This is a genomic window from Natronosporangium hydrolyticum (genome assembly GCF_016925615.1).
In the GTDB taxonomy this organism is placed as follows: domain Bacteria; phylum Actinomycetota; class Actinomycetes; order Mycobacteriales; family Micromonosporaceae; genus Natronosporangium; species Natronosporangium hydrolyticum.
The window spans coordinates 2,549,609-2,573,247 of record NZ_CP070499.1; the positions used below are offsets into that span (position 1 = coordinate 2,549,609).

General features: G+C 69.3%; 25 protein-coding genes. 16 read left to right on the plus strand and 9 right to left on the minus strand.

Annotation, left to right across the window (positions count from 1 at the left end; translation table 11 throughout):
- Positions 1 to 7: 7 nt before the first annotated feature.
- The 3 genes from JQS43_RS11250 to JQS43_RS11260 all read left to right on the plus strand — a co-directional run bounded on the left by JQS43_RS11250 (position 8) and on the right by JQS43_RS11260 (position 2,596).
- Entirely contained in the window at positions 8 to 1,144 is a 1,137-nt protein-coding gene (locus JQS43_RS11250) for an acyl-CoA dehydrogenase family protein (protein WP_239679026.1), read from the plus strand.
- Between the two features lie 77 nt (positions 1,145 to 1,221).
- Positions 1,222 to 1,890, plus strand: coding sequence for a phosphoribosylanthranilate isomerase (locus tag JQS43_RS11255; protein ID WP_239679027.1), 669 nt, complete (start codon positions 1,222 to 1,224; stop codon positions 1,888 to 1,890).
- Positions 1,883 to 2,596, plus strand: coding sequence for a beta/alpha barrel domain-containing protein (locus tag JQS43_RS11260; protein ID WP_239679028.1), 714 nt, complete (start codon positions 1,883 to 1,885; stop codon positions 2,594 to 2,596). The genes JQS43_RS11255 and JQS43_RS11260 overlap by 8 nt, the downstream gene beginning before the upstream one ends.
- On the opposite strand, the gene JQS43_RS11265 is transcribed toward JQS43_RS11260, so the two are convergent.
- Positions 2,572 to 3,561, minus strand: a complete 990-nt coding sequence (locus JQS43_RS11265; RefSeq protein ID WP_239679029.1) for an AraC family transcriptional regulator — start codon at positions 3,559 to 3,561, stop codon at positions 2,572 to 2,574. The genes JQS43_RS11260 and JQS43_RS11265 overlap by 25 nt on opposite strands.
- Before the next feature lie 136 nt (positions 3,562 to 3,697).
- On the opposite strand from JQS43_RS11265, the gene JQS43_RS11270 reads away from it, so the two are divergent.
- Positions 3,698 to 4,168: an anthrone oxygenase family protein gene (locus JQS43_RS11270; protein WP_239679030.1), complete on the plus strand. Its 471-nt coding sequence runs from the start codon at positions 3,698 to 3,700 to the stop codon at positions 4,166 to 4,168.
- Positions 4,165 to 4,908 (plus strand): 4'-phosphopantetheinyl transferase family protein, encoded by a 744-nt coding sequence (locus JQS43_RS11275; protein ID WP_239679031.1) that lies wholly within the window; start codon positions 4,165 to 4,167, stop codon positions 4,906 to 4,908. The genes JQS43_RS11270 and JQS43_RS11275 overlap by 4 nt, the downstream gene beginning before the upstream one ends.
- Positions 4,909 to 4,931: 23 nt before the next feature.
- Here the strand turns inward: JQS43_RS11275 and JQS43_RS11280 are convergent, their stop codons facing one another.
- The 3 genes from JQS43_RS11280 to JQS43_RS11290 all read right to left on the minus strand — a co-directional run bounded on the left by JQS43_RS11280 (position 4,932) and on the right by JQS43_RS11290 (position 7,334).
- On the minus strand, positions 4,932 to 5,603 hold the full coding sequence (locus JQS43_RS11280) for an ATP-binding cassette domain-containing protein (protein ID WP_239679032.1): 672 nt from the start codon (positions 5,601 to 5,603) through the stop codon (positions 4,932 to 4,934).
- A 206-nt stretch (positions 5,604 to 5,809) separates the two neighbouring features.
- Positions 5,810 to 6,466 (minus strand): hemerythrin domain-containing protein, encoded by a 657-nt coding sequence (locus JQS43_RS11285; protein ID WP_239679033.1) that lies wholly within the window; start codon positions 6,464 to 6,466, stop codon positions 5,810 to 5,812.
- A gap of 37 nt (positions 6,467 to 6,503) precedes the next feature.
- The gene (locus JQS43_RS11290) at positions 6,504 to 7,334 is read right to left on the minus strand and encodes a Rossmann-fold NAD(P)-binding domain-containing protein (RefSeq protein WP_239679034.1); all 831 of its coding nucleotides are present in this window, start codon (positions 7,332 to 7,334) and stop codon (positions 6,504 to 6,506) included.
- 249 nt (positions 7,335 to 7,583) lie between these two features.
- On the opposite strand from JQS43_RS11290, the gene JQS43_RS11295 reads away from it, so the two are divergent.
- Entirely contained in the window at positions 7,584 to 10,004 is a 2,421-nt protein-coding gene (locus tag JQS43_RS11295) for a glycoside hydrolase family 65 protein (RefSeq protein ID WP_239679035.1), read from the plus strand.
- Between the two features lie 64 nt (positions 10,005 to 10,068).
- Here the strand turns inward: JQS43_RS11295 and JQS43_RS11300 are convergent, their stop codons facing one another.
- Complete coding sequence (locus JQS43_RS11300; RefSeq protein ID WP_239679036.1) at positions 10,069 to 11,061, minus strand: Acg family FMN-binding oxidoreductase; 993 nt, start codon at positions 11,059 to 11,061, stop codon at positions 10,069 to 10,071.
- Between the two features lie 144 nt (positions 11,062 to 11,205).
- Here JQS43_RS11300 and JQS43_RS11305 point away from each other — a divergent pair, with 144 nt between their 5' ends.
- Positions 11,206 to 11,913 carry a DUF4190 domain-containing protein gene (locus JQS43_RS11305; RefSeq protein WP_239679037.1) on the plus strand — a complete coding sequence of 236 codons (708 nt, stop codon included), beginning with the start codon at positions 11,206 to 11,208 and terminating at the stop codon, positions 11,911 to 11,913.
- Positions 11,914 to 11,943: 30 nt separating this feature from the next.
- On the opposite strand, the gene JQS43_RS11310 is transcribed toward JQS43_RS11305, so the two are convergent.
- Positions 11,944 to 12,306, minus strand: coding sequence for a DUF1622 domain-containing protein (locus tag JQS43_RS11310; protein WP_239679038.1), 363 nt, complete (start codon positions 12,304 to 12,306; stop codon positions 11,944 to 11,946).
- Positions 12,307 to 12,511: 205 nt separating this feature from the next.
- Positions 12,512 to 13,207, minus strand: a complete 696-nt coding sequence (locus tag JQS43_RS11315; RefSeq protein WP_239679039.1) for a haloacid dehalogenase type II — start codon at positions 13,205 to 13,207, stop codon at positions 12,512 to 12,514.
- An 80-nt stretch (positions 13,208 to 13,287) separates the two neighbouring features.
- On the opposite strand from JQS43_RS11315, the gene JQS43_RS11320 reads away from it, so the two are divergent.
- From JQS43_RS11320 to JQS43_RS11340, 5 genes are all read left to right on the plus strand, one after another.
- The gene (locus JQS43_RS11320; RefSeq protein ID WP_239679040.1) at positions 13,288 to 13,860 is read left to right on the plus strand and encodes a CGNR zinc finger domain-containing protein; all 573 of its coding nucleotides are present in this window, start codon (positions 13,288 to 13,290) and stop codon (positions 13,858 to 13,860) included.
- A gap of 328 nt (positions 13,861 to 14,188) precedes the next feature.
- Complete coding sequence (locus tag JQS43_RS11325) at positions 14,189 to 14,422, plus strand: hypothetical protein (protein ID WP_239679041.1); 234 nt, start codon at positions 14,189 to 14,191, stop codon at positions 14,420 to 14,422.
- Positions 14,423 to 14,541: 119 nt separating this feature from the next.
- Positions 14,542 to 15,564 (plus strand): hypothetical protein, encoded by a 1,023-nt coding sequence (locus JQS43_RS11330; RefSeq protein ID WP_239679042.1) that lies wholly within the window; start codon positions 14,542 to 14,544, stop codon positions 15,562 to 15,564.
- A 181-nt stretch (positions 15,565 to 15,745) separates the two neighbouring features.
- On the plus strand, positions 15,746 to 16,573 hold the full coding sequence (locus JQS43_RS11335; protein ID WP_239679043.1) for an SseB family protein: 828 nt from the start codon (positions 15,746 to 15,748) through the stop codon (positions 16,571 to 16,573).
- A 39-nt stretch (positions 16,574 to 16,612) separates the two neighbouring features.
- Positions 16,613 to 16,849, plus strand: coding sequence for a hypothetical protein (locus tag JQS43_RS11340; protein ID WP_239679044.1), 237 nt, complete (start codon positions 16,613 to 16,615; stop codon positions 16,847 to 16,849).
- Between the two features lie 65 nt (positions 16,850 to 16,914).
- Here JQS43_RS11340 and JQS43_RS11345 read toward each other — a convergent pair whose 3' ends face one another.
- Positions 16,915 to 17,109 carry a hypothetical protein gene (locus JQS43_RS11345; protein WP_239679045.1) on the minus strand — a complete coding sequence of 65 codons (195 nt, stop codon included), beginning with the start codon at positions 17,107 to 17,109 and terminating at the stop codon, positions 16,915 to 16,917.
- A 101-nt stretch (positions 17,110 to 17,210) separates the two neighbouring features.
- On the opposite strand from JQS43_RS11345, the gene JQS43_RS11350 reads away from it, so the two are divergent.
- Both JQS43_RS11350 and JQS43_RS11355 read left to right on the plus strand, forming a co-directional pair.
- The gene (locus JQS43_RS11350; RefSeq protein WP_239679046.1) at positions 17,211 to 17,924 is read left to right on the plus strand and encodes a hypothetical protein; all 714 of its coding nucleotides are present in this window, start codon (positions 17,211 to 17,213) and stop codon (positions 17,922 to 17,924) included.
- 44 nt (positions 17,925 to 17,968) lie between these two features.
- Positions 17,969 to 19,408: an RNA polymerase sigma factor gene (locus tag JQS43_RS11355; RefSeq protein WP_239679047.1), complete on the plus strand. Its 1,440-nt coding sequence runs from the start codon at positions 17,969 to 17,971 to the stop codon at positions 19,406 to 19,408.
- A gap of 19 nt (positions 19,409 to 19,427) precedes the next feature.
- Here JQS43_RS11355 and JQS43_RS11360 read toward each other — a convergent pair whose 3' ends face one another.
- The gene (locus JQS43_RS11360) at positions 19,428 to 20,009 is read right to left on the minus strand and encodes a class I SAM-dependent methyltransferase (RefSeq protein ID WP_239679388.1); all 582 of its coding nucleotides are present in this window, start codon (positions 20,007 to 20,009) and stop codon (positions 19,428 to 19,430) included.
- A 276-nt stretch (positions 20,010 to 20,285) separates the two neighbouring features.
- On the opposite strand from JQS43_RS11360, the gene JQS43_RS11365 reads away from it, so the two are divergent.
- Entirely contained in the window at positions 20,286 to 20,981 is a 696-nt protein-coding gene (locus tag JQS43_RS11365; RefSeq protein ID WP_239679048.1) for a response regulator transcription factor, read from the plus strand.
- A gap of 335 nt (positions 20,982 to 21,316) precedes the next feature.
- On the plus strand, positions 21,317 to 23,584 hold the full coding sequence (locus JQS43_RS11370; protein ID WP_239679049.1) for a YcaO-like family protein: 2,268 nt from the start codon (positions 21,317 to 21,319) through the stop codon (positions 23,582 to 23,584).
- Positions 23,585 to 23,639: the final 55 nt, after the last annotated feature.

Here is a 23,639-nt window from a genome sequence, read left to right on the forward strand (position 1 = left end):
GAACGCGATGATTGAGTGGAACGCCGACCAGGTCGCACTCCGGGATGGAGTCGTCGCCGCCGCCAGCGCGCTGCGCGCCGACGGCCCCGTCGACGACGAGGCGTCGCGATTTCAGGAGAATTGGCAGCTGCTGAGCAAACTGGGTCTGCTCGGGCTGCCGTTCGAGGAGACCTACGGCGGCCTCGGTCAGGACCTCGTCACCACGATGTACGTCCTAGAGGGACTCGGCGAGGCGTGCCGGGACGGCGGCCTCAGCTTTGCGGCGACGACGGCGATATGCAGTGTCGGCGTCCCGCTCAACCGGTTCGGCACCGCGGCGCAGAAACAACGGTACCTGCCGAGGATCTGCGCCGGAGCGGTGATCGGTGCGCATGCGATCACCGAGTCCGTCGGGGGATCGGACGCGCTCAAGATGCGTACCCGGGCCCGCCGAGACGGGGACCACTTCGTGCTCGATGGGGCCAAGACCTTCGTCAGCAACGGGCCAGTAGCGGATCTGCTCATGATCTACGCGGCGACCCGCCCGGGCGGTGGTGCGCTCGGCGTCACCGCGTTCCTCGTGGAGCGGGACACGCCCGGGCTGACGGTGGGGCAGCCGATCGCCAAGATGGGGCTGGCGACCTCGCCGTTGAGCGATGTCTACCTGGACCAGGTTCGGGTCCCCGCGAGTCAGGTCGTCGGCCGGGTAGGTGGTGGGTTTCTGGTCCTGGACTATGTCATGAAGCGGGAGGTGCTCTTCTCGTTCATCGTCAACGTCGGCGAGATGCGGCACCGGGTCGAGCGTTGCATAGGGTACGCACGTTCGCGTGAGCAGTTCGGCCAACCGATCGGCTCGTACCAGTCGGTCGCCAACCGGATCGTCGACATGAAGATCCAGACCGAGACGGCTCGAAAGTGGCTGTACGACGCGGCGCTGACGGTAGCCGCCGACCGGGTCGCGACCAGCGACATCGCCATCGCCAAGCTGATAGCTAGTGAGGCGAACCTGGAGACCGCGGTGTCCGCGGTCCGGATCTTCGGTGGCAACGGTTACATGACCGAGTTCGGGTTGGAGCGTGACGTTCGGAACGCCGTGGCGGGGCCGATCTACTCGGGCACGAACGAGATCCAGTACAACCGGATCGCCGCGATGCTGGGTCTGTGATGGCGGCTACCGCGGGCATCCGGCCGTACCGGCAGCGAGCTGGTGCGCCCGGTCGCGGCCTGTTGAAGGTGTGCGGCATGACCCACCACCACGAGGGTGAGCTGCTAGCCGACGCGGGCGTCGACCTAGTGGGCCTGTGGTGGGCGGTACCTGGTGGCCACGCCGAGCTGTCGAGTGACCGGGTCGCGGAGTTGGCCACCACCGTGCGGGGGACCGGTCAGTTGGCGCCGGTGCTGGTCACCTTCAGCGCGGACATCGAGCGGATCGTCTCGACCATGCGGGAGACCGGGATCAGTTGGCTACAGCTGCACGCGTACCAACCACCCGCCGTGGTTCGGGAGCTGCGTCGGCGGCTGGGATCGCCGGCCACGATCGTCAAGGTGCTACACGTCGGTGCCGGTGGCTGCGTGGAGCAGCGGTTCGTGCCCGCATATACCCGAGCGGGCGCCGACCTGTTTCTTGTCGACGGCGCGACCCCGGATGGCCGGCTCGGCAGCACCGGGGTGCCGCTGGACCCCGCGGTGGTGCTCCCCCTCGTCGACTCGCTCGACCAAGGTTTCCTGCTGGCGGGCGGCCTGACCGCGGCGAACGCCGGCGAGTATGCCGGGATTGCCGGCCACCCGCGGATGTGCGGGATCGACGTCGACACCGGGGCGCGGGGGAGCGATGGCCGGTTCGATTCCGGGCAGGTTGGCGGCCTAGCCCGGCAGTGGCGGGTTGGCCGCCGGGAGGAGAGAGATGACTAGCGCTTTTGTCACGGCCATCCAGCGGGCGCCACGGCCGCTGGTGATGGAGGTCAAACGTCGGGATGGGCACGGTCGCGACCTGCTCGCCGGCCGCAGCGTGGCCGCCCACGTGCGGGGGTTCGACGGTGCGGCGGCCTGCCTCTCGGTCGTTACCGGACGCTGGTTCGGCGGGGACCTTGAGCTACTCCAGGAGGTGCGCCGGTTGACTGACCGGCCGTTGCTCCAGAAGGACTTCATCACCCGTCGAGATCAACTGCGTACGGCTCGGGACCTCGGCGCCTCGGCGGTGCTGCTGACGGCTGGGCTGTTGCCCCGGAGTTCGCTCGGCAACCTCGTGGATGCCTGCCTGTCGCTCGGACTCACCCCCTTCGTGGAGGTCACGACAGCGGACGAGGTGGCGGCTATCCCGGATCCTGGCGGCTGTGTCGTAGCCGTCAACAACAAGGACATCCGGAACCGGGAACGGGGCCCGGGCGACCCCGGTCGCAGCCTGGCGCTGCTGCCGCAGCTGCGCCGGGCTGGCGTGGACTGCCGGGTGAGCGCGAGCGGGATCGACCAGCCGGCGGTGGCGGTCGGACTGCTCCAGGCGGGGTTCAGCGCCCTGCTGATCGGCACATCGTTGCTGCGGGCGGAGCGGCTGTCGGATTGGCTGGCGGAGTTCGACCGGGGCTGGTCCGCCGATCAGGCCGTGCTGAGCAGCGGCTGAGCCCCGTTCACCCGAGGTTCGGCCGGCACGGCCTGGCCGACCTCCCGGTGCTCGCTGGGGCTGACCCCGCGCACCCGCTTGAAGGCGGCGCTCAGCGCGTATGCGCTGCTGTACCCGACCTGTCGCGCCACCGAGGCCACCGTGGCATCGCTCTCCCGGAGCATGTCGGCGGCGAGGTCCAGTCGCCAGCTGCTGAGGTAGGTCATCGGGCCTTCTCCCACCAGCGATGTGAACCTCCGGGCCAAGGCGGCCCGCGACACGCCGACCCTCGCCGCCAGGTTCGCGACCGTCCAGGGGTAGGCCGGGTTCGCGTGGAGAAGCCGGATCGCGGGCCCGACGATCGGGTCATGCTGGGCGCGGTACCAGCCGGTGTCCGGCGCATCCGAACTGGACAACCATTGCCGCAACGCGCTCACCAGCAGTAGGTCGAGCAGGCGGTCCAGGATCAGCTCCTGGCCGGGCTCGTCCCTTGCGATCTCTTGGCTCAACAGCGCGATCCGTGGTGCGTCGCTCGGTTTGGTGCGGCCGGTAAGCACCGGCGGGAGGATGCGGAGCAAGCGCTGGCTGACATCACCATCCAGCTGGTAGGTGCCGCTGAGCATGACCGCGGCGCCTTCCTGCGCATCCCCCCAGGTGCGGACACCCAGTCGCATCGCCTCGGCCATGTCTCGACCTTGCGGCGTAGTGCAGCGCTGTCCAGGGTGGATGACAATCTGGACCTCGCGGTCCGGCTCGTCGGCCAGGGTGTAGCAGTCGGGGCCACGGAAGAGCGCGACATCGCCTCGGGAGAGTCTCGCGGGTTCGCCGCCGTCCGGCAGAATCCAGGCATGGCCGTGCACCATCGTCACGAGGCACAGCGGAGCGCGGTCGACCACCCGCAGCGACCATGGCGGGGTGAGGATCGAGCGAAGCACGAACGCCCCTCTCGCGCGAAGCTGGCCGAGGAGCTCTCCGAACGCATCCATGCTCTTATCCTAGACGCTGGCATATGGAATCGAGCGTGAGAACGATGGCTCAGTTCTCGGTGGCGACAATACTGTGTAGGCAACCAGCTCGGCGCCTACCCACCACCCGCTCGGCGGGCGCCGGAAGGAGGGAAAAGTGTCGGGCTTAGCGCTTATTGTGGCGGTCGTTACCACTGGTCTGGTGGCGGGGATTTTCCTCGGGTTCTCGATATCGGTCATGCCCGCCCTGGCCCGCACCGGTGACCGGACGTTCGTCGAGGTCATGCAGCGGATCAACGCCGCGATTCAGAATCCACTGTTTGGCCTGGTGTTTCTGGGGGCGGTGGTGAGCATCGGAGTCGCTGGGTGGCTTCATGCCTCCCGGGAGGAGATGTTCAGCTGGATTTTAGCGGGAGCCGTAGGGTACGGCCTCACCCTGCTGATTACTTTCGCGATCAACATTCCGCTCAACAACCGCCTTGATCGGGCCGGGCCGGCGGGTGGGTTGGCGAATCCACGCTCGCCCCGCCGAGCGTTCGAACGCCTATGGGTCGGTGCCCACCACGTCCGGACGTTGACCTGCGTCGCCGCCTTCGGCTGTCTGACACTCGCGCTCGCGGAGCTATGACCGCGTACTCGCCGGTTGGCGGAGCGCGCCCCGCCGAAGCCGACCGGTTGTCGCCGCCGCCGACCCCGAGTGGCGGCAGCCTACTCGCGCAGATTCTGCCGCCGCAGGCCCACGGGGTGGAGGCGTACCACGATGCCCCGGCGGGGTCGCTGTATCCCGAAGAGGCAGCGCTGCTGGCCCGGTCCGGCGCCGGCGACAAACGGCGCCGCGAGTTCACGACGGTCCGCGCCTGTGCCCGGGCCGCCCTGCACGAGCTGGGCGTGCCGCCGGCGCCGGTGTTGCCGGGCCCCGGGCGAGCCCCCAACTGGCCGGCCGGCGTGACCGGAAGCATGACTCACTGCGACGGCTACCGGGCGGCCGCAGTTGCCGCCACGGCGGACCTCCGCAGCCTGGGGATCGACGCCGAGCCGGCCGGCCCGCTGCCGGCCGGGGTCCTCGGCCTGATCGGTTCGCGGGCAGAGCGTGCGCAGGTGGCTCACCTGGCTCGGGAGCGGCCCGAGGTGCCGTGGGACCGGCTGCTCTTCTGCGCCAAGGAGGCCGCCTACAAGGCTTGGTATCCGGTGACCGGGCAGTGGGTCGCGCTGGCCGACATCGCGGTCGAGGTCGGCCCGGAAGATGGGCGGCTGCGAGCCCGCCCACCCGGAGGCGGCGCCCTGCGCGAGTTGCCCGGCCGGTGGGCGGTCGCCGGGCAGCGAGACCGCGCCGGGCTGTTGCTCGTCGCGGTGACGGTGCGGGTATGAACCAGCTCCGGAGACGGAGACCCTCAGCGAGCCGCCGGCTCGTCGGCTGGCTGGACCAGCGGCACCAGCCGACCATGTTGCAGCATCGCCACCTGGTCGCACACCTGTTGCGCCTGCGCGAGCTCGCGGGTCGCGTAGAGTACCGCCACACCCTCGCGCCGTAGATCCCGCAGCACCTCCGTGAGCTGGGGAACCCTGCCGGCGTCGATGCCGCGGTAAGGCTCGTCCAACACCAGCAGGGCAGGGCGTTGCAGCAACGCGACCGCGAGCCGGAGCGCCCGCTGTACGCCGACCGGGCAGCGGGCGAAGGTCTGTTGTGCGAAGCGGTGCAGGTCGAGCCGCTCCAATACCTCCTGTGCGCGGTCATGCGCAACCCGCCGGCCACCGCCGAGCCGGCTCCAGAACCGCAGGGTCTCCGCCACCGTCATCGACGGGACCGTGGCGATGCAGTGTCGCATGTAGCCGATTGAGCGAGCCGCGGTCTCCGGGTGTAGCTGTGCGAGTTGATGGTCGAACAGCAGCACCTCCCCGCTGGTCGGAGTAAGCAGGCCGCAGCTGATCGCCAGCAGCACCGTCTTGCCGGCACCCGGGGCGCCGACCACCCCGTAAGCCTCGCCCGGGGCGAGCCGGAACGTGACCTGATCCAGCAGCGTCCGTTCGGCGATCCGGTAGCTGACGCCCTGACACGTCAACAACGAAGCCTGCGTCGTGGGGGCGTAGCCGCCGTGATTGAGCAGATGTGGCGATCGCGGGCGGCGGTCCTCACAGTCACGGTGTCGGCCAAGGCGTACGCTCGGGCGACTAGGATCGGGGCCGGGCGGGCGGCGACCGGGCCACGTCGGGCTAACGAGAAGGTGTTCCAACATCGTCGGCAACCTTCGATAGGGCGGACGCGGGGGGTTCAGCTGGGTTGTGTCATCAGCACCGGCGCGGCCAGTCGCTGATACCGTCTACGGAGGATGGTCCGGCTGATCAGGCGAACCGGCGGTGGGACCGCCGCAGCCATCCGCCCGGCCGTTCGCCGGTCGACCGAATCAGACATCCACGGCTGGAGCACTGACAACACCGGCAACGGCGCGGTCGCCAGCACGCGCCGTTCAATACCCAGGTAATCAGATCTGGAGAGCGTGTCTGTGAAGATCGGAAGCACCAGGCTCTCCTCCGTCCGCAGGTGTTCGCGTAGAACGGATTCGAAGCGAAGCGCGACCGCGGCGTGGGTGTCCGCGTCCCGACCGGAGTTCAGGGACGCGGACACCTCATCCATCGATCGCTCCAGCTCCTCGTGATCGCCGTGCATCCGGGCTTCCTGCGCGGTGAAACCCGGAATGCGACGGCGAAGTTCGGGCCACAGCACAGTGTCCTCGCTGCGGTGGTGCCAGTCGATGACGGTCCGCACCACCTCCCACCAGCGGGTCACGCCGGGCGAGAGGGCGGCAGCGACATTCACCAGGCGGCGAGCGTCTCGGCGCATCGCCACGTGCAGTAGCCCGAAGCTCAGCACGTGGTCGGGCAGATCAGCAGCGCCATCTTCGGTGGACATCGGGTTGCGAGCCGTCATCGCCTGGCCTTCCGTTAGCTGGCGTACGAACCTTGCGCTAGCCCCAGACTCCGGTGGCCGCGGTGGCCTGGGCGTAGTCTCGGAAGTCCCGAGGCGGGCGGCCCAGCGCCCGCTGCACCCCGTCGGTCAGTTGGGCGTTGCGGCCGTCGAGAATCTTGGTGAAAAGCTCCAGGAAGTCCAGCGGTAGGTCGTTCGCCCGCAGGATGTCGGCGTACTGATCGGTGGTCAGCGGCGTGTAGCGAATCTCTCGGCCGGTCACCGCGGTGAGCTCGCTCGCCACGTCGTGGAAGGTGAGCAGACGCGGTCCGGTCACCTCATACTCCTGGCCCCCGTGGCCGTCCTCGGTCAACGCGGCTACCGCTACGTCGGCGATGTCGTCGGCGTCCACAAACGGCTCTGCGGCGTTGCCCGCCGGCAGCGCGATCTCGCTACCCAGCACCGACTCCAGCAGGAAGTTTTCGCTGAAGTTCTGGTTGAACCAGGAGGCCCGAACCACGGTTACCTGCCCGCCGGATGCCTGCACCGCCTCCTCGCCGGCGCGAGCCTCGGGCTCGCCCCGGCCGGAGAGCAGGACGAGGCGTTCCACGCCGGAGTCGACTGCGATCTTGGAGAAGGCGCCGACCGCGTCCGCCGCCCCGGGGAAACCCAGGTCCGGCACGAAACAGATATACGCTGCCGAGACGTCGGCCAGCGCCGGCCGCCAGGTGTTCTGATCCTCCCAGTCGAACCGGGGCGAGGCGTTGCGCGAGCCGAGGCGAACCGGCATACCTTTGTCTACGAGTCGTTGCGCGACCCGGCTGCCTGTCTTCCCCGACGAGGCGGTCACCAGGATCGGCTTGGTCTGAGTGCTCCCATGCGTTCCAGTCATGCCTCCAGTTAAGGAAATCGCAGCTAGGGCGGCCATAGTTGAGCGACTCAGCCGCATATCCGTACGTCTACGGCCACGGTCGGGTGGCGAAGCTGGGCTCGCATCAAGGCGAGACGAACCGTCTCGTCTTGGTAGTGGCGGCAGCACGCTGACGCCCGCCGGTCTCATCGCTCCGCGGTCAGCGGTTCCGGCGCGTACCGTGAGAACTGAGATCAGCGACTCCGCCGGCATCGACGGGGGTGAGTCCGATTGGATGCGTGGACGCTGGAGTTCGAGGGCGACGACCCGGGCCGGGAAGGGCTGCGGGAGGCGCTCTGCACGCTGGGCAACGGCTATCTGGCGACCCGGGGTGCGGCACCCGAGCACCCGGCGGGCAGTGAACACTATCCGGGCACGTACGCGGCCGGAGTCTACAACCGGTTGCGCGACACCGTGGCCGGTGAGACGGTCGAGAACGAGAGCCTGGTCAACCTCCCCAACTGGCTACCGTTGAGCTTCCGGGCACAGGGCGGGCCGTGGTTGGGCGAGTCCGGCGTGACGGTGCTGGATGAGTGGCGCGGGCTGGATTTGCGTCGGGGAGTGCTGACCCGGCGGCTGCGGGTACGCGACAACGGTGGCCGGATCACCGCGGTGACGCAGCGGCGATTCGTGCATCTTCGGCATGAGCACGTGTGCGGACTACAGACCACGCTGCTGGCGGAGAACTGGTCTGGCACGCTGACCGTTCGGTCCCAGCTGGACGGCGGGGTCGAGAACGGCGGGGTGGCCCGGTATCAGGGCCTGGCAGGCCAGCATCTGACTCGGCTGACCGCCGAGCCGGTAGGTGCGGAGACGGTGCTGTGTGTGGTGGAGACCAACCAATCGCACGTACGGGTGGCCGAGGCTGCCCGTACCCGGGTGTTCCGCGCCGAGTACCAGCTGGATGGGGAGCGGGAGGTAATCCGGGAGGCGGGTCGGATCGGGCATGAGATCTGGCTCGACATCGCGGCGGGGGAGCAGGTCACGGTGGAGAAGCTGGTGACGGTCTTCACCTCGCGGGACCCGGCTACCTCGGATCCGGCCGTCGAGGCGGTGACCCGGCTCGGCTGGCTGGCCGACTTCGACTCGCTGCTGGAGGAGCAGGTGCTGGCGTGGCAGCAGCTGTGGCGGCGGTTCCACGTCTGGTTGGCGGGAGCGGAGGGTCGGGCGTTGCCAGCGGTGCGGTTGCACCTGTTTCACCTTTTGCAGACCGTCTCCGACAACAGCGTGGAGGTCGACGCCGGGGTACCGGCGCGGGGGCTACACGGCGAGGCGTACCGGGGGCATGTGCTGTGGGATGAGCTGTTCGTGTTTCCGATCCTCAACTTGCGGTTGCCGCTGCTGAGCCGGGCATTGCTGCGCTACCGCTACCGCCGGCTGCCCTGGGCCAGGGCAGCCGCCCGGGCGGCGGGCAGGGCGGGCGCGTTGTATCCGTGGCAGTCCGGAAGCGACGGTCGGGAGGAGAGCCAGCAGCTGCACCTGAATCCGCTCTCCGGCCGCTGGGTGCCGGACGCCACCTGGTTGCAGCGGCACGTCGGTTTGGCGGTGGCGTACAACGTCTGGCAATACCACCAAGTCACCGAGGACTGGGAGTTTCTGACCCACTATGGTGCCGAGATGATTCTGGAGGTCGCCCGGTGCTTCGCCAGCATCGCGGAGTACGACCACGGGCGGGACCGGTATGTGATCCGTGGGGTGATGGGCCCGGACGAATTCCATACCGCCTATCCTGACTCCACCCGGCCGGGGATCGACAACAACGCCTACACCAACGTGCTAGTGGCGTGGGTGATGCAGCGCGCGCTAGAGGTGCTTGACATGCTGCCGGCCGACCGGCGCGCCGAGCTGGTTGAGACGCTCGGGATCGGCTCGGCCGAGCCGCAGCGGTGGCAGGACATCTCCCACCGGATGTATCTACCGATCCGGCCCGACGGCATCCTCGACCAGTTCGAGGGGTACGGGCGGCTGGCGGAGTTGGACTGGGGGAGCTATCGAGCCCGCTACGGTGACATTCGCCGGCTGGACCGGATCCTGGAGTCGGCGGGAGACACGCCCAACCGGTACCAAGCCTCTAAACAGGCGGACGTGTTGATGCTGTTCTACCTCTTCTCCGCCGACGAGCTGGCCGAGCTGTTCGACCGGCTCGGTTACCGGTGGGATCCCGGGACCATCCCGAAGAGCATCGAGTATTACCTTGCCCGTACCTCACACGGGTCCACATTGAGCGCGGTCGTGCACGCCTGGGTACTCGCCCGCAACCATCGCGCCCAGGCGTTGGAGTACTTCGTCGAGGCGCTCGAGAGCGACCTGGCCGACATTCAGGGTGGCACCACCGCCGAGGGCATCCATCTGGCGGCGATGGCCGGGTCGGTAGATGTGCTGCAGCGTTGCTTCGCCGGAGTGGAGACCCGCGGCGACACGCTGTGGCTCAACCCGTACTGGCCACCTCAGTTGGGCACACTCGAGTTCGACATCCAGTATCGGGAGCACCCGCTGCGGCTACGGATCACCGGCGAAACCATTCGGGTGGCTGCCGGACCGGGGAGGCGGCCACCGATCCGGCTGCGCTGCCGCGGCGAGGTGGCGCTGCTCGGCCCAGGTGAGGCGGTCGAGTTCCCGGCGTCAGTGCCGTTGCGGCGGGCCGCGACCTGACCGGTGTGGCCACGGACTTGTCCGAGGCCCCGGATGGCGGCCGAGCAACCTCGCCGGTCGGGTCTCAGGTGGCTGGCTCGATGGTGTCCTCCGGTGGCCGGCGCGGGCTGGCCTTCGGTGCCACGGGCTGCATGTCGAACCCGACCCGCAGCACGAGCTGCGGGTGCCCGCGTCCGTGCAGGAAGCTCCGCAGCAGCTCCCGGGCGTCGGGGACCTCGACGACGTCACTGAGCACCGAGACCGCCAGGTCGCGGTGGGTGGCGGTGAGCCAGACCGCGCTGGTGGCTTCGCCGGCCCGCAGCCAGTCGGCGGGTGCGTCACCGGCGGTGGCGAGGATGAGGTACTCGGCGTACTGGTCGTCGCCGAAGCCGGGGTGCAGCATGATCTCCTCGTCGAGCGAGAAGTCCCGCAACGGGATCGGCCGGTCGACCGCCGCCACGAACGTGTCCGGTGGCACCCCTTCCCCGGTGGCCCGGTGGCGCCGGACCCAGGCTCGAAGCTCGCGCAGGTACGCGTCGTCGGCCGACTCGGCCCGCTGCGCCAGCTCCGCCGCGGCGCGCAGGAAGACGACCTGCTCGGGCCCGACGCGGTGGATCCGCGCCTGTTCGGCCTCCGCCGCCCGGTGCAGCGCCGCCGTGGTCTGCGCCGGCACCGGGGCGATGGCCGGGAACGGCCGGCGGTCGCTGCGGCGAGTCCGGATGCTGCGGCGCAGGTAGGTGTCGCTCCGGCTCACCTCGTGTCGGCCGCCCGCCCGGATCTCGGCCAGCAGATCCGGGCGGTCGGGGTCGGCCGGCCGGGTCACCACCGGCTCGTGACCGGCTGCCGCGAGCGTCACCCGGGCGTGGTGCAGGGCGGCGCCGCAGCTGAGCGTGAGCAGCCGCCCCGCAGGATCGATGGAGGTCACCTGCCGGCTCCAGTCGGCATGCAGCTCTAGCAGGTCCTCGTGGACCCGCCACCGCCAGGGTTGGGTGTTGAGGATCGACGGGGCCCGCGTCGCCTCCGCCGCGGCCTCCCGCAAGGCGGTGGCGAGACTAACCACCGGCTGGCCATTACCCATATAACTAATCTACCCTGACAAACCGGCATAAAGAAGCCCAGCGGGGGTCGGCCGGCGCGCCGGTAGCGGTGGGCGGGTGCGGGACCGGAGACGTTGGACAGCTCCGAGAAGGATGTTTCTCGACTACTGCTAACGTTCCCTGCCATGTCCGTTCCTCAGCCTCCGCAGGACGCCCCCGCACCGCCGCCGTCGAACCCGTCGCCGCCCACCGCGCCGCCGCCCGACTGCGGCCCGGTGCGGCCGCCGGGTACCAACCCGTTCTCGATTGCTTCGCTGATCTGCGGGATCGTCGCCCCTTGTGGAGCTGGTCTGTTCAGCGTCGTGTTCGGCATCATCGCCCTGGTCCAGGTCCGGAAGTCAGGCCAGCGGGGCAAGCGGATGGCGATCGCTGGGCTGGTGATCACCGGGGTGTGGGTTCTCGTCCCCGTCACGGGAGGGATCTTCGCGCTGCTCAACAGTGATCCGCTCCGGGACGACACCGGCGAGATCGTCCGCGACGGGTCGGTGTCGATGGACGAGCTGGCGCCCGGTGACTGCATCAAGGAGCTCGGCCCGGGCGTCTCGTTCCGGGTACCCGTGGTGCCCTGCGCTGAGCTGCATGAGGGTGAGGTCTACGCGGTCTTCGACCTGACGGCGGACGGCGGCTGGCCGGGTGAGGAGACCGTCGCGGCGGACGCCCAGACGTCCTGCGTGGATCGGCTCGCGGACTACGCGCGGACCGGCTACGACGACTCGGATATGGGGATCTTCTACTACCATCCGACCAGTTCCTCATGGCGTGGCGGTGACCGTGAGGTCGTCTGCGTGGCGTACTTCCGGGACGGTGAACGAGCCGGTTCGATAGCGGGCTAACCCGGATCAGGAGTGCTGAGCCCTCGCGTCTCAACTCTGCGGCCTCCGCTCCTTCGGCGACTGCCACGGCCAACGCCCCTGTACCTCGACCTGAAGCGAGAAGCTGAGCAGAGTTCGGACCGCGACGATCAGCGCTAGGACGCCGACGCTTTCGAAGGTGGGCGAGATCGCTACGGTGCGAATGATGTCGCCAGCGACGAGGAACTCCAGCCCGAGCAGGATGGCCCGGCCGAGCCCTTGCCGATAGCTGCTGTAGGCGACCGGGAAGGCGCCGCCCCGTCGCAGCTCGCGCAGGAAGATGCCGGTCGCGAGCAGGACCCCGAACAGGATCAGGGCGACTCCGATCGCGTCGATCGCGGTGCCGATGATCAGCACCGTCGACTCGAATCCCATCCCGCCTCCTCGTACCGGTTCGGTGGCGACCGCGGTGTCATGATCGCGCCCAGAGCGGACCGAGGAGGCCGGATCTGCGGGAGTTCACTCTTTCACCCGGAGGCTGCCGGGTGGAACTCTCGCTGTTCACCTCCGGCGAGGTACGCCGCAGCGGTGGTGCCCGGGTGGCTGCGCACGCTCTCCCGACGTGGTAAGGACTCGCCCCTCACTGCGACGCCGTCAGCGAGGTGACCAGTTCGGCCAGTCCGTCGCCGTGCCAGTCGAAGACATCGGAGTTGGTCGGCGGGTCCCCGCCCGGCCGGTGGATGTAGGCGGTACGCATGCCCTGTGTCTGGGCGCCGCGGAGGTCCCAGGCGTGGGCGGCCACCATGAGCATCCGCTCGGGAGGACATCCGGCGGTCTCGATGGCGAGCTGGTAGGCCGCTGGCGCTGGTTTGTAGGCCAGGACAGTCTCGGTGGACAGGGTGTAGTGCCAGCGCAGTCCGGCATGGACGGTGAGTCGCAGCAGAGCGGTGCGGCTGGCGTTGGACAGGCCGACGACGGGGAACCGCTGCGCGAGCCGTCCCAGGCCCGTGACCGAGTCGCCCCAGGGAGAGAGGCGCTGTGCCGCGGTCGCGAGCCGGGTGACGGTCTCCGGGGTGGCGACGCCGGCGCGATCGGCCACCAGTTGCGCGGCCTCACCGTCGATGACCTCGGTGTTGGCGTACGCGCGTTGCCCCTGCCCGATGTGTTGCTGTTCGCGTGCGACGAGGTGTTGCCATCCGGTGAGCAGCTCGTCGACGGCGGCATCGTCAGCAGCCGGAACGGCTTCGCGGATCGCCGCTCGCACCCCGCCGAGCTCGTCGACGAGGGTTCCGATGACGTCGAAGACGACTACCTCGATGTCCTGGCCCAGTGTCATGCTTTCCCCGTTCGTCCGGCGTCACCGCTTCAGTAGGTGACGATGTTGCCCGACGGCGCGTCACCTGTCAAGATGGTGACGTGGGCTTCGCATTCGTAAGTGGCAGCCCGGCCCTGGATCTGGCCGGCACCGTGGGCTTTCGCCGAGACCGGCCCACCGACACCTTGGCCACGCCTGCGGACCTTGAGCGGTGGGTGGCGCAGTGCGACGGGCTCCCCGACCAGGTGACCGCTGACCCGGCGAGCTTCCGATCCGCGCTCTCTCTGCGAGAAGCGATCTACCGGCTCGCGCTCGACCGCGTGCTCGATCGCCCCTTCGACCCGGAGAGCCTCGAGCTGCTCAACGACCTGGCCGCGGGGCCGCTGCCCGCGATGACCTTGAGTGACACCGGGCTGCATGTCGCAGGCGACCTCCGGGCGGCGCTCTCGCAGTTGGCCCGGAGCGCTATCGGCATGCTCGCCGACCGGCAGGTCCGGCTGAAGGAGTGTGGTCGCGAAGCCTGCACCCGCATCTACCTCGACCGGTCCCGCGGCGCCCGGCGTACCTGGTGCGGAATGGAAGCGTGTGGCAACCGGGTCAAGGCCGCGGCCTACCGGGCCCGCCGCCGAGCGGCGACGACCGCGGCTGGTGAATCCGGAGCGAGCACCGACTAGCAATTCGTTCGCGTCCCGCCGACGTCGGCTCGCTGCTGGCGGAGCGGGCATTGCCGGTGGTACGCCTCACCCGACTTGGTGGGTCGTCGGTTCGATCCGGATGAGAGTATTGCCGAGGCGTGGATTCGGCTGCGTGCAGGCCACCGGCTGCCCCAGGACCTGACCCTGCGCCAGCACGAGCTCACCGAGTCGACCTACCTACTGGCCAACCCGGAGGCGACTTACGAGGAGGCACCCGCGGTCGCCAACCAGGTCGCCAACTGGAGCAAGGACATACCGGATCGCACCGGTGAAGACCTGGACCGGATGTTGCAAAAGGGAGCCCGGGATGGCAATTCTGCTCAAGTTCGAGAAGATCCGGGAGGACGGTCAGGAGGTCGAATACGCTTTTGGCCACGCCGGGGAGACGATGGACCGGAGGATAGTGGTGGAGAAGGCGACCCAGGAGGCGTGGCCGCCGGACGGGAAGGACGACTCGATTCTGCTGAGGGTGTATCGGAAGATTCTGCAGTTCTATCAAAGCGAGGGTCGCTGGCCCAGCCAGGGGAGCTACGCAGCGTAGCGGGCCCGTCGTCGTGATAGAGGAGGACCCGCGTGGCTGATCACTGGTCGAGGCTGGACGCAGAAGGTTGGCGCATCTGGGCTGACCTGCACCGATTGCTACTGCGTCTGGCTGGTCAGATGCCGGACGACTGGCTGGCTTACACCCGCCAGATGCTGGCCACCGGGGACCTCGCATATCTCCCCGACACGATCGCCGGTTCCGTGCTGGAGCTCGGAGTCTCATTGACGCCGGCCGAGGTCGCGTTTCTACCTCAGGTGTTGTCGGCGATTGGACACGGTGATGACCAGCCGCCGGGACTGGCCTCGGTACGGGTGTCCGAGGAGACACCGCCGACCGGACACCGCTTCTACCCGACTCCACCGCACGTGCTGGCCGCGGCGGGTGACCGGATTCCGACCAGTCTGGACCTGACTGGAGGCGAATCCAAGCAGTTGTGGGACCTGCCACCAGAGCTGGCGAGGCTGACGGATCTGGCTGATGACCTGACCGACATGGCCGACAACGGAATCGCCGTCGTGTTGTCCCGGCGGGCAGGAGTGATCGGCATCTGGCGGGCCTGGCGATTCGAGCCCACGGGGCCGCCATCGGGTGGCCGGCGGGTGTATCTGGTCGAGGTAGAACCTGGGGTGCCGGCATGGAAGATCGCGAACGATGGGCAGCGTGAACTGGCTGATGACGGCGAGGAGCATCCGCAGGTCGAAGTGTACTGGTCGGGGGAGGAGCTCACGGCGTACCATCGCGCGGCACGGGCTGGTTCGGCGTTGTTGTGGGCACGCCACCCGGGCCGGGTGAGAGTGGCCCCGACTCCATCAGAGTTTGCGGCAGAGCATCCACGGCTCACCGACCCGCAGGAGCGTGACCTCCTGGTGTCCCGGCTGCACGCCGGCGCGGTTGTGGGTGGGACGCTGGGGCGCGGGACGGATGTGGTGGAGCCGGCGCGGGGGACGGTGGTGCCGCTGACCCGCCGGACCGACGGCCATTGGGTGTGGTCCGAGTCGACCGCCTACTACCTGGCCGAGCACGGGCTCGCCCCGCAACCGGCACTGGCTAATCATCTACGGTTGGGTCCACCGGCCTCCTTCGTGGACGGCGTCGGTCTGTTCCGGGCCGAGGACACATTGCGTTCCGAAGGTCGGTGATCGGCCCCGGGAGAGGAAGATTCTCCCCACACGGACGCTTCAGCGCTGCCGCTCCTCCTCGGACATCTCCGGACCCCGGCGTGCCCAAGGACGGGCAGCCCTTCGCGGATGGACACAGCGCGCCGCAGCCGTGAGACTCTGGTCTGGAGACGCTGCGGCAGGAGACGAGGTGAGGACCACCGTGAGCAGGCTCTGGCTCCCGAAGAACGAGGCCGAGCGGGCGATGGCAGATGCCCTGGAGCAAGCGGACGATGCCGCTTATTTCCGGGCATTCCTCGCGGCCGAGCTGTACCTGCCACAGGTGCCAGACGACACCGCGACGCAGACCGAGGGTGCCGAGCAGTGGTTGCCGCTCACCACTGCGGTCAACGGCCAGATCGCTCTGCCGATCTTCACGTCGCTCGCCGCCATGGGATCACAAGTGATCGTCGGCAAGTACGAGGTGACCACCTTCGCCGAGTTGTGCGACCGGTGGGCACAGCCCGATTGGCTGTTGGAGATCAATCCAGGCTCCCCCATCGAGGCGCTGGCGACAGTGGGCCTGGTGGCGGCAGCTGCCCGCAGGGAGGCCACCCTGATCGACTCCGGGGACGCTACTCAGGAGCCCGATACCCGCCAGGAGCCGGAGTCAGCCTCAGACCACCGCCGCGCCCTGTACGACCCTGGATACGAGCGGGGCACCCAGGCTTTCGAGACCGCGCTGCTGGACACAACGGTGGTGGTGCCGACCACCCGGGACGTGGACTTCCCGGACGAGTCCCTTCAACCCGGCTTCCCTTGGCGGGTGGTGGAAGGGCTCACGGGCGAGCCCACGATCGAAGTATTCACGCACGAGGCCGGGTTTCGCGACGCCCACCCGGGTACGCCGTACGCGCGGATGCCGTTCCTCATGCTCATGCTTGGCTGGCCCGACGGCCACGGCCTCACGGTCAATCCGGACGGTCCGGTGGCGGCGCGGTGGTCCGCCCACCTGGTCCCCGAGTTGCAGCGGCGGGCAGTCGCCGACTGATCGGTGCCCGGAAGGGCGTAGCCCGGCACAATGGGTGGTATGGCGCTCGAGATGGACCCGGAACGCAAACGCAAGCTGAAGGAGCTGGCGCGCGTGCATGCCGAGTGGCAGGCACAGCACGGCGTCGACGACGAGGAGCACACCCCGGTCGGGGCAGCTGCTCCGCAAGGCCGCCGGCCTCCGACCCCGGAGCAGGAAGCGGAGTTCTGGCGCCGTGCCAGCGAGGTGATGGGCTACGACCCGGAGACTGGCCGTTACCGCGGCGACCAGGAGTGACCTCGCCTGCTGCCGGGAGGGCAGGAAGCCCATCGCATCCTGATGATGCGTTACCGTGCACCGAATTAGACAGTTTCGGCGACAGCGACGAGCGTGGCCCGCAACCCGGCCTGGCCGACCTGACTCGCCTGGTGGCGCAGATGGTCGGCGAGGCCGGCACCGGCCTGGCGGCCGGCCTGCGTGACCGTACCCAGCTCGTGGTCTTCGCGGCCGAGAGTGGCCTCGTCGCCGCCGGCGAGCACGACATCGGCGCTGAGCAAGACGGTGCGAGATCTTCGCTGAGAAGTTGTTGGCGGCGGCCGGTCGGTCGGCTCCTACCTGTGTCCGGCACCGGGCCGGGCACCGGGTGAGGAGATCCGACATGTACCAGACCCACGAGACCCCCGGCTACCAGGGCTCCGACTATCCGACCCAGGAGCTGACCTACCTGGGCAAGCGCACCAACCGGAGCTGGCTGTTCGTTGGCGCTGTATCCGTCGCCGCGTTGCTGCTGCTGCTGTTCGTGGTGGTCGCCTGCCGGGGCGGCGATGCGGGTGACCCGATCGCGGCGGTCGGCGCGGGCCCGAGCGCGAGCCCGACCAGCGTGGCTGCCTCCCCCAGCGCAACGCCAGCGGCGGCGCCCACCGGTGGCGGCAACCCGGGCGGTGGCGCTGACCCGGGCGGCGGCAACCCGGGGAACCCGGGCGGCGGCGGCAACGCTGGTGACCCGGGCGATCCGGAGCCGCCGGCACCGGCGCCGCTGCAGGTCACCGCCTCGGTCGCGGGGCCGCCGCCGAACCCGGGGTGCGCGGCCCAAGGCACCTACACGCTGACGGGTGGGGAGTATCCGGTCGAGGTCGTCTACCTGTGGGTCCGGATGCAGTCGCCGGGCGGCGGGCAGCCGCCGCTGCCGCTGCCGTTCGGTGGCCAGCAGGCCGTTCTCTTCGAAGGGCCCGGTCAACGGTCAGTGCAGTCGCCGGACTTCCCGGCCGACGCCGGCCAGAACCAGGTACAGCTGCGAGTGCTGGCCCTGCAGGCCGCCGCGAGTGGCCTCGTGACCTACCCCACGTGCACCGAGCTCGGACTATCCAACTGATCGGGTGGGCGACAGGGCCGGGTGCTGGCACTACAGTGATGACTGTGGACGACCGTGCCCTGGTGGCCGCGTTGGTCGCTGGCGACCAACGCGGCCTCGAGAGTGCCTACCGCACGTACGCGGATCGTCTGCTCACCTACTGCCGGAGCATGCTGCGCGACGCCGACTCGGCCGCGGACGCGGTGCACGACACGTTCGTGATCGCCAGTCAGCGCGCCGGCCAGCTCCGGGAGCCCGACCGGCTGCGCCCGTGGCTGTACGCGATCGCCCGCAACGAGTGCCTACGGCAGCTGCGTGGGAGGGCCCGGCAGGTGCCGGTGGCAGAGGTGGCAGAGATGGGCGAATCCGAGCAAGACCCGCTCGCCGGGGTACGCGAGGCGGAGCTGCAGGAGTTGGTGTGGGCCGCCGCGGAGGGGTTGAACCAGGGCGACCGGGAGGTGTTCGAGCTTTCGGTCCGGCACGACCTGCCGGCCGCAGAGGTGAGTGTGCTGCTGGGGATCTCCGTCGCCCATGCCCACGCCCGGCTCTCGCGAGCCCGTGCGCAGCTAGAGCGGGCGCTGGGGGCGCTGCTGGTGGCGCGGACCGGGCAGGGTGACTGCCCGGAGCTGGCCACGTTGCTCAGCGGCTGGGACGGTCGGCTGACCGCGCTGCTGCGTAAGCGGGTGAGCCGGCACATCGAGATGTGCGACAGCTGCGCCGAACGGCAGCGCCGGCAGCTGCGCCCGGCCGCCTTGTTCTCGGCCTACGCGGCCGCGCCGTGGTTGCTCCTGCCGGCTGAGCTGTGGCCGAGGGTGCAACGGAGCAGCTTCGACCCGCAGGCCGGGTCGGTGCGGGAGGCGATCGATCTGCGCGCCGGTCAGCTCGGGCACGACGGCTTCCCCCGGCCACTGGACGCGCTGCGGCGCCGGCGTACCCGATTGGCCGGCGCGAGTGCGGCCGCAGTGGCGTTGCTGGTCACCGCTGGCGGGTTGCTGCCGCTGGTCGGGTCGGCGGCCGACGCGCCGGCGGCTGCGCCGACCGTGCTCCCCACCGCGTCGGCGCTCGCACCGCCAGCGACGAGCACCGGCCCGGCGGCGACTGGTCCGTCGACGAACGTCCCCGCCACCACCGAGCCGGCTAACGCGCCCCCGCCGCCGCCCCCGGTGGCGCCGCCGGCTCCACCAGGCACCACCGCGGTGGGTGGGCCGCCAGCGCCGCTGACCGTGACCGCCGAGGCGAGCCTCGAGTGTGTCCGAGGCCAGTACCTGCTCAGCGTCGAGGCGCAGGCGAGCGCCCCGGTGGTCGAGGCGGTCCTCACGGTCCTGGCGGATTCGGGCCCGCCGCAGGAGCACCCGATGGTGCTGGCGGGTTCGACCGCGACCCACCGGGTAACGGCGGAGCCGTTCAGGTCGGTGAGCTGGTCGGTGGCGGTAACCGCGGCGAGCGGCGAGCAGGCCCACACCGACCCGGTCGCCGAGCCGTTACTGGCCTGCCCGCCCGGCTAGCCGGCGGCTGGTTGGGACCCTAGGCAGACCGCCGCAGCAGCGCGACCATGAACTCGGCACCATCGGTGAACGGGCGCAGGTCCCAGGTCGCGAGTAGTAGCTCGGGCACCAGCCCAGCGGATCGGGCGTCGCCGAGAAACTCCTCGTACGGGTATCCGCGCTCTGCGCCGAACCCGACCACCAGCCGGCCGTCGCCCCGCAGGTGGGCACCTAGTCGGCGGAGGACCTCGCCGCGGGTGGCCGGAGCCAGGAAGGTGACGACGTTGCCGGCGCAGACGATCGCGTCGAACCCCTCGGTGATCCCGGCTGCCGGCAGGTCCAGCCCGGCCAGGTCACCGACCAGCCACTGGGCCCCCGGGTGGTCGGCGCGGGCGGCTTCGATCAGGGCCGGATCAAGATCGACTCCGATCACCTCGTGGCCGAGGGCGGCGAGGGCGCCACCGACCCGGCCGGTGCCGCACCCGGCGTCGAGAATCCGCGACCCGCGGTCGACCATCGCGTCGATCAGCCGGGCTTCGCCGGCCAGGTCGGCTCCGTCTTCGGCCATCGCCCGGAACCGTTCGATGTACCACCGGGAGTGGTCCGGATTCTCTCTGATCATCTTGAGCCACTGGTTTTCCTGATCCACGTCGGCAATCGTGCCACCGCCCTCGGTGTCTTCGGGACATCGGTTGTGTCCGGCGATGTGGGATGGATTACAGCGGGAACGCGCCGGGCGGTTCTAGCGACTATGTATTCACGTTCGGTAGCGGCACTGACGGGGTTGTGTATGTGACGGGTTGCCGGTTGTCGTCTGTCCTGAAAGTGATTATCGTTTTCGCTACGCTGGCGGCCCGGGCGATCGCGGCGCAGCGGTCGCGACTCGGGGAGGTAGTGGATGCAGCGGGACGCGGCCGGCTCGCCGGCGAAGGTCGCGCGGGTGGTCATCTGTGATCAGCAGACGATGGTGCTGGCTGGACTGTGTGCGGTCCTCTCGCCGGAGTCTGACCTGGCCGTCGTCAGCGAGGTCCGGACCGCGGCCGAGGCGATCACTGCGGTCCGGACTCACCGCGCCGACCTCGTACTGCTGGGCGTGCCGGTCCCCGACCTCGACCTGGCCGCGGCGGTGCGCCGGTTGGCCGCCACTGGCGGAACTGCTCCGCAGCTCATTCTTATGTGCACCGAGCGGGAGGAGGAGCTCCTGCTGGACGCCGTACGTATGGGAGTGCGGGGGGTGGTCAGCCGGAGCTGTTCCTCGACTGAACTGTTGCGCGATGTCAGGGCGGTGCTGGCGGGCAAGCCCGCGCTGACTCCGACGATGGTCGGCCGTCTGATCGACTTCGCCATGCGAGCCCTCCCGGTGGGGCAGCAGCCTGCGGTCGCCGCTGCGCTCAGTCGCCGAGAGCTGGAGGTGCTCGGCCTGATCGCCAGCGGACTGAACGACTCCGAGATCGCCGAGGCGCTGTGGGTGTCCAAGGCGACGGTCCGCTCCCATCTGCACCATGTACTCACCAAGCTCGGCGTACCCAGTCGGGCGCATGCGGTGGCGTTCTACTACCAGCACGGTCTAGCGGTCGCGGCCCCGACCCGATGACTGTGGCCGGCGTCAATCAGCTAGCTGTGGAATTCTCTGCTCCTGACCTCCACCTGGTAACCGGCCAGGATCAGTCAACAGTGGATGACGGGGTCGAGCCGGCTTCACTACCTTCGGCGGAGTGCGTTGCCCTCATGGGAGGAGGTGAAACATGATCAAGAAGCTGGTTGTCGACCGTGCCGCGAAGCTAATCGCGCTGCACAACCATCACACGGCCCTGGCGCCGACGTTCGACTGGCAGAAGAAGTGACCTCGGCGTTCTTGCGCCACTGCCGGCGGGCCCCGGATGCGAGGCATCCCGGGGCCCGCCCCCACGCTGACTGGAGGAGCCGCCTGTGCCAGCGCCGACCGACCAACCGTTTCGCGGCCCCCGCCTGGCGTACGCGGAGGTGCGCCGCTTCGGGCCTGACCAGTCCCTGGTCGTCGCCCCGGACGGGACAATGTTCGAGGTCGCCGCACCGGTGGCAGTCCTCGGTGGCCTCCTGGACCGCTGCGACGGTGCCACATCGCTGACTGCGTTGGCAGCGGAGACCCCCGACCCGGCTGGCTACCGAGAGGTGATCGACCAGCTGCGCGACGCCGGCTGCCTGCTTGACCCGCACCAGCCGGACGAGCAGGTCCACTGGACCCGGTTCGGTGGCGACCCGGCAGACCTCGGACGGGTGGCTCGGACCACGCTGGTGCTGCTGGGAGACCCCGAGTTGGTCGAAGCGGCCTGCTCCGTCCCGATCGTGGCAAGCTTCCACACCCTCACCCGGACCGACCTGCCCGGGCTGGAGACCACCCTGGACCGGTGCGCCGCCGAGCCGTTCGTGCTGCCGCTGCGGGACCGGGCCGATCAGGCCATGCTGCTCGGCGTAGACCAGATCTGCGCCCGTCACGGAGTTCGATGGTCACAGTTTCACCTGGCACAGGGACGTGGCTTCGCCGGTCCCACCGTTGTGCCCGGCCATACCCCTGACTACCAGGACCTGCTTGGGCGACGGCTGACCGCCGCCGAGCGGGTGGACGTGCATGACGCGCTGCTCGCGCCGCTGGCCGCCGGCCGGCCGTACCTGCCGCCGGCGGCGGAGCTGAGCTGGATGCTGCATCTCCTGCTGATCGATGTCGAGCGCGGCTTGGCCGGGGTGGCCGCCCGGACCAGCTGGGCGGAGGTCGAGCTCGACCCGGTCGGCTTCACCGTGGTTCGCCATCCGCTGCTGCCGCTGCCGGACCGCCCGGTGGATGCCGATCCGGTCGGCGGTGACATGCAACTGCTGTGCGACTCCCGCACCGGCCTGATCACCAATCTTCCCCGGTACGACCACCACGAGTCGATCCCCAGTCGGCTGATGACCGTGCAGAGCAACGTCGCCGACATGCGTCGGATCTACACCTGGGCCAACAACGTCGTGTGCGGCGGGAGTGCGTTCGACGACCTGGTGGGAGCCCAGCAGGCCGCGGTCGGGGAGGCGGTGGAACGGTACTGCGGCAACTGCGTGACGGAGACGGTGCAGGTCAGGGAGGCGTCCTATGCGCAGCTGCGCGCCGAGGGCGAGGTTGCGGTCGATCCGGAGCAGCTGGTGCTCTACTCCGATCGGCTCTACGACTCGGCCGGGTTCCCCTTTGTGCGGTTCACGCCGGAGCTGTCGACCCACTGGGTACGCGGCCACTCGCTGACCCGGGAGCGGGCGGTGTGGGTGCCGGCGAGCCTGGTGTATGTCAACTGGTACATGGACCAGTACGCCGACGTACCGCCCACCAACTACCTCTACTACCCCGGGATCGCCGCCGGCCCGAGCCTGGAGTGGGCGCTCGCCTCCGGGATCGAGGAGGTGGTGGAGCGTGACGCCACCATGATCTGGTGGCACAACCGGCAGCCGCTACCCAAACTGGAGCTGCCGGACGAGCTCGCCGCGCTCTGGGCCGGGGCGCCCCGGGCGCACGGTCAGCGGCCATGGCTGATTTACCTGGAGAACGAGTTCGACATCCCGGTCATCGCTGGCGTGCTAGAGAAGCATGATGAGGGCCTGCTCAACGTTGGCTTCGCGGCCCGCAACGACCCGCTGGAGGCGGCTCGCAAGGCGTGGACCGAGGCGCTCACCCTGCAGGACGGCAGCCGCGACATCCAGGATCCCACCGGGCTGACTCGAAGCGCGATCGCCGAGGGCTGGGTCAGCATGCCGTTGAAGCCGTGGCGGGAGGATCAGGCGTACCTGGACTCCTACGCCCCGGACTTCAGCGACGTGAACGACCTCATGTGCCAGCAGGAGATCTTTCTCGACCCGCGGGCCGCCGAGGTGGTACGGCCCTGGCTGGACCCGCCGGGCGTTCGGCCGATGTCCGACGTGCCGCAACTGCCCGACCGTTCCCTGCAGACCTACCGGAAGCTGATCGAGGCCCGCGGCTACGAGATCATCTATGTGGATCTTACGACCCAGGATGTAGCCATGGCCGGCTTTCGTGTGGTCAGGGTCATTATCCCAGGCCTGGTGCCTAACTTTCCGGCAGCTTTCCCCTTCCTGGGCCGGCGCCGGATCCAGGACGCGGCGGTGCAGCTCGGCTGGCGCAGCGGACCGCTCACCGAGCAAGAGCTGAACTACTTTCCCCTTCCACATGCCTGAATCGACGCGCAGACCGAGGAACTTTCCCGCCGCGCAACGCGACCACCGTATTGGT

What these genes read in the sequence shown, in the direction of transcription:
- JQS43_RS11315 (WP_239679039.1), bottom strand. Translation starts at nt 13,207, where the DNA reads ATGACACTGGGCCAGGACATCGAGGTAGTCGTCTTCGACGTCATCGGA.
- JQS43_RS11290 (WP_239679034.1), bottom strand. Translation starts at nt 7,334, where the DNA reads ATGACTGGAACGCATGGGAGCACTCAGACCAAGCCGATCCTGGTGACC.
- JQS43_RS11330 (WP_239679042.1), top strand. Translation starts at nt 14,542, where the DNA reads ATGCCGGACGACTGGCTGGCTTACACCCGCCAGATGCTGGCCACCGGG.
- JQS43_RS11365 (WP_239679048.1), top strand. Translation starts at nt 20,286, where the DNA reads ATGCAGCGGGACGCGGCCGGCTCGCCGGCGAAGGTCGCGCGGGTGGTC.
- JQS43_RS11340 (WP_239679044.1), top strand. Translation starts at nt 16,613, where the DNA reads ATGGCGCTCGAGATGGACCCGGAACGCAAACGCAAGCTGAAGGAGCTG.
- JQS43_RS11255 (WP_239679027.1), top strand. Translation starts at nt 1,222, where the DNA reads ATGACCCACCACCACGAGGGTGAGCTGCTAGCCGACGCGGGCGTCGAC.
- JQS43_RS11250 (WP_239679026.1), top strand. Translation starts at nt 8, where the DNA reads ATGATTGAGTGGAACGCCGACCAGGTCGCACTCCGGGATGGAGTCGTC.
- JQS43_RS11305 (WP_239679037.1), top strand. Translation starts at nt 11,206, where the DNA reads ATGTCCGTTCCTCAGCCTCCGCAGGACGCCCCCGCACCGCCGCCGTCG.
- JQS43_RS11325 (WP_239679041.1), top strand. Translation starts at nt 14,189, where the DNA reads ATGGCAATTCTGCTCAAGTTCGAGAAGATCCGGGAGGACGGTCAGGAG.
- JQS43_RS11350 (WP_239679046.1), top strand. Translation starts at nt 17,211, where the DNA reads ATGTACCAGACCCACGAGACCCCCGGCTACCAGGGCTCCGACTATCCG.
- JQS43_RS11285 (WP_239679033.1), bottom strand. Translation starts at nt 6,466, where the DNA reads ATGACGGCTCGCAACCCGATGTCCACCGAAGATGGCGCTGCTGATCTG.
- JQS43_RS11260 (WP_239679028.1), top strand. Translation starts at nt 1,883, where the DNA reads ATGACTAGCGCTTTTGTCACGGCCATCCAGCGGGCGCCACGGCCGCTG.
- JQS43_RS11275 (WP_239679031.1), top strand. Translation starts at nt 4,165, where the DNA reads ATGACCGCGTACTCGCCGGTTGGCGGAGCGCGCCCCGCCGAAGCCGAC.
- JQS43_RS11360 (WP_239679388.1), bottom strand. Translation starts at nt 20,009, where the DNA reads ATGATCAGAGAGAATCCGGACCACTCCCGGTGGTACATCGAACGGTTC.
- JQS43_RS11265 (WP_239679029.1), bottom strand. Translation starts at nt 3,561, where the DNA reads ATGGATGCGTTCGGAGAGCTCCTCGGCCAGCTTCGCGCGAGAGGGGCG.
- JQS43_RS11300 (WP_239679036.1), bottom strand. Translation starts at nt 11,061, where the DNA reads ATGGGTAATGGCCAGCCGGTGGTTAGTCTCGCCACCGCCTTGCGGGAG.
- JQS43_RS11310 (WP_239679038.1), bottom strand. Translation starts at nt 12,306, where the DNA reads ATGGGATTCGAGTCGACGGTGCTGATCATCGGCACCGCGATCGACGCG.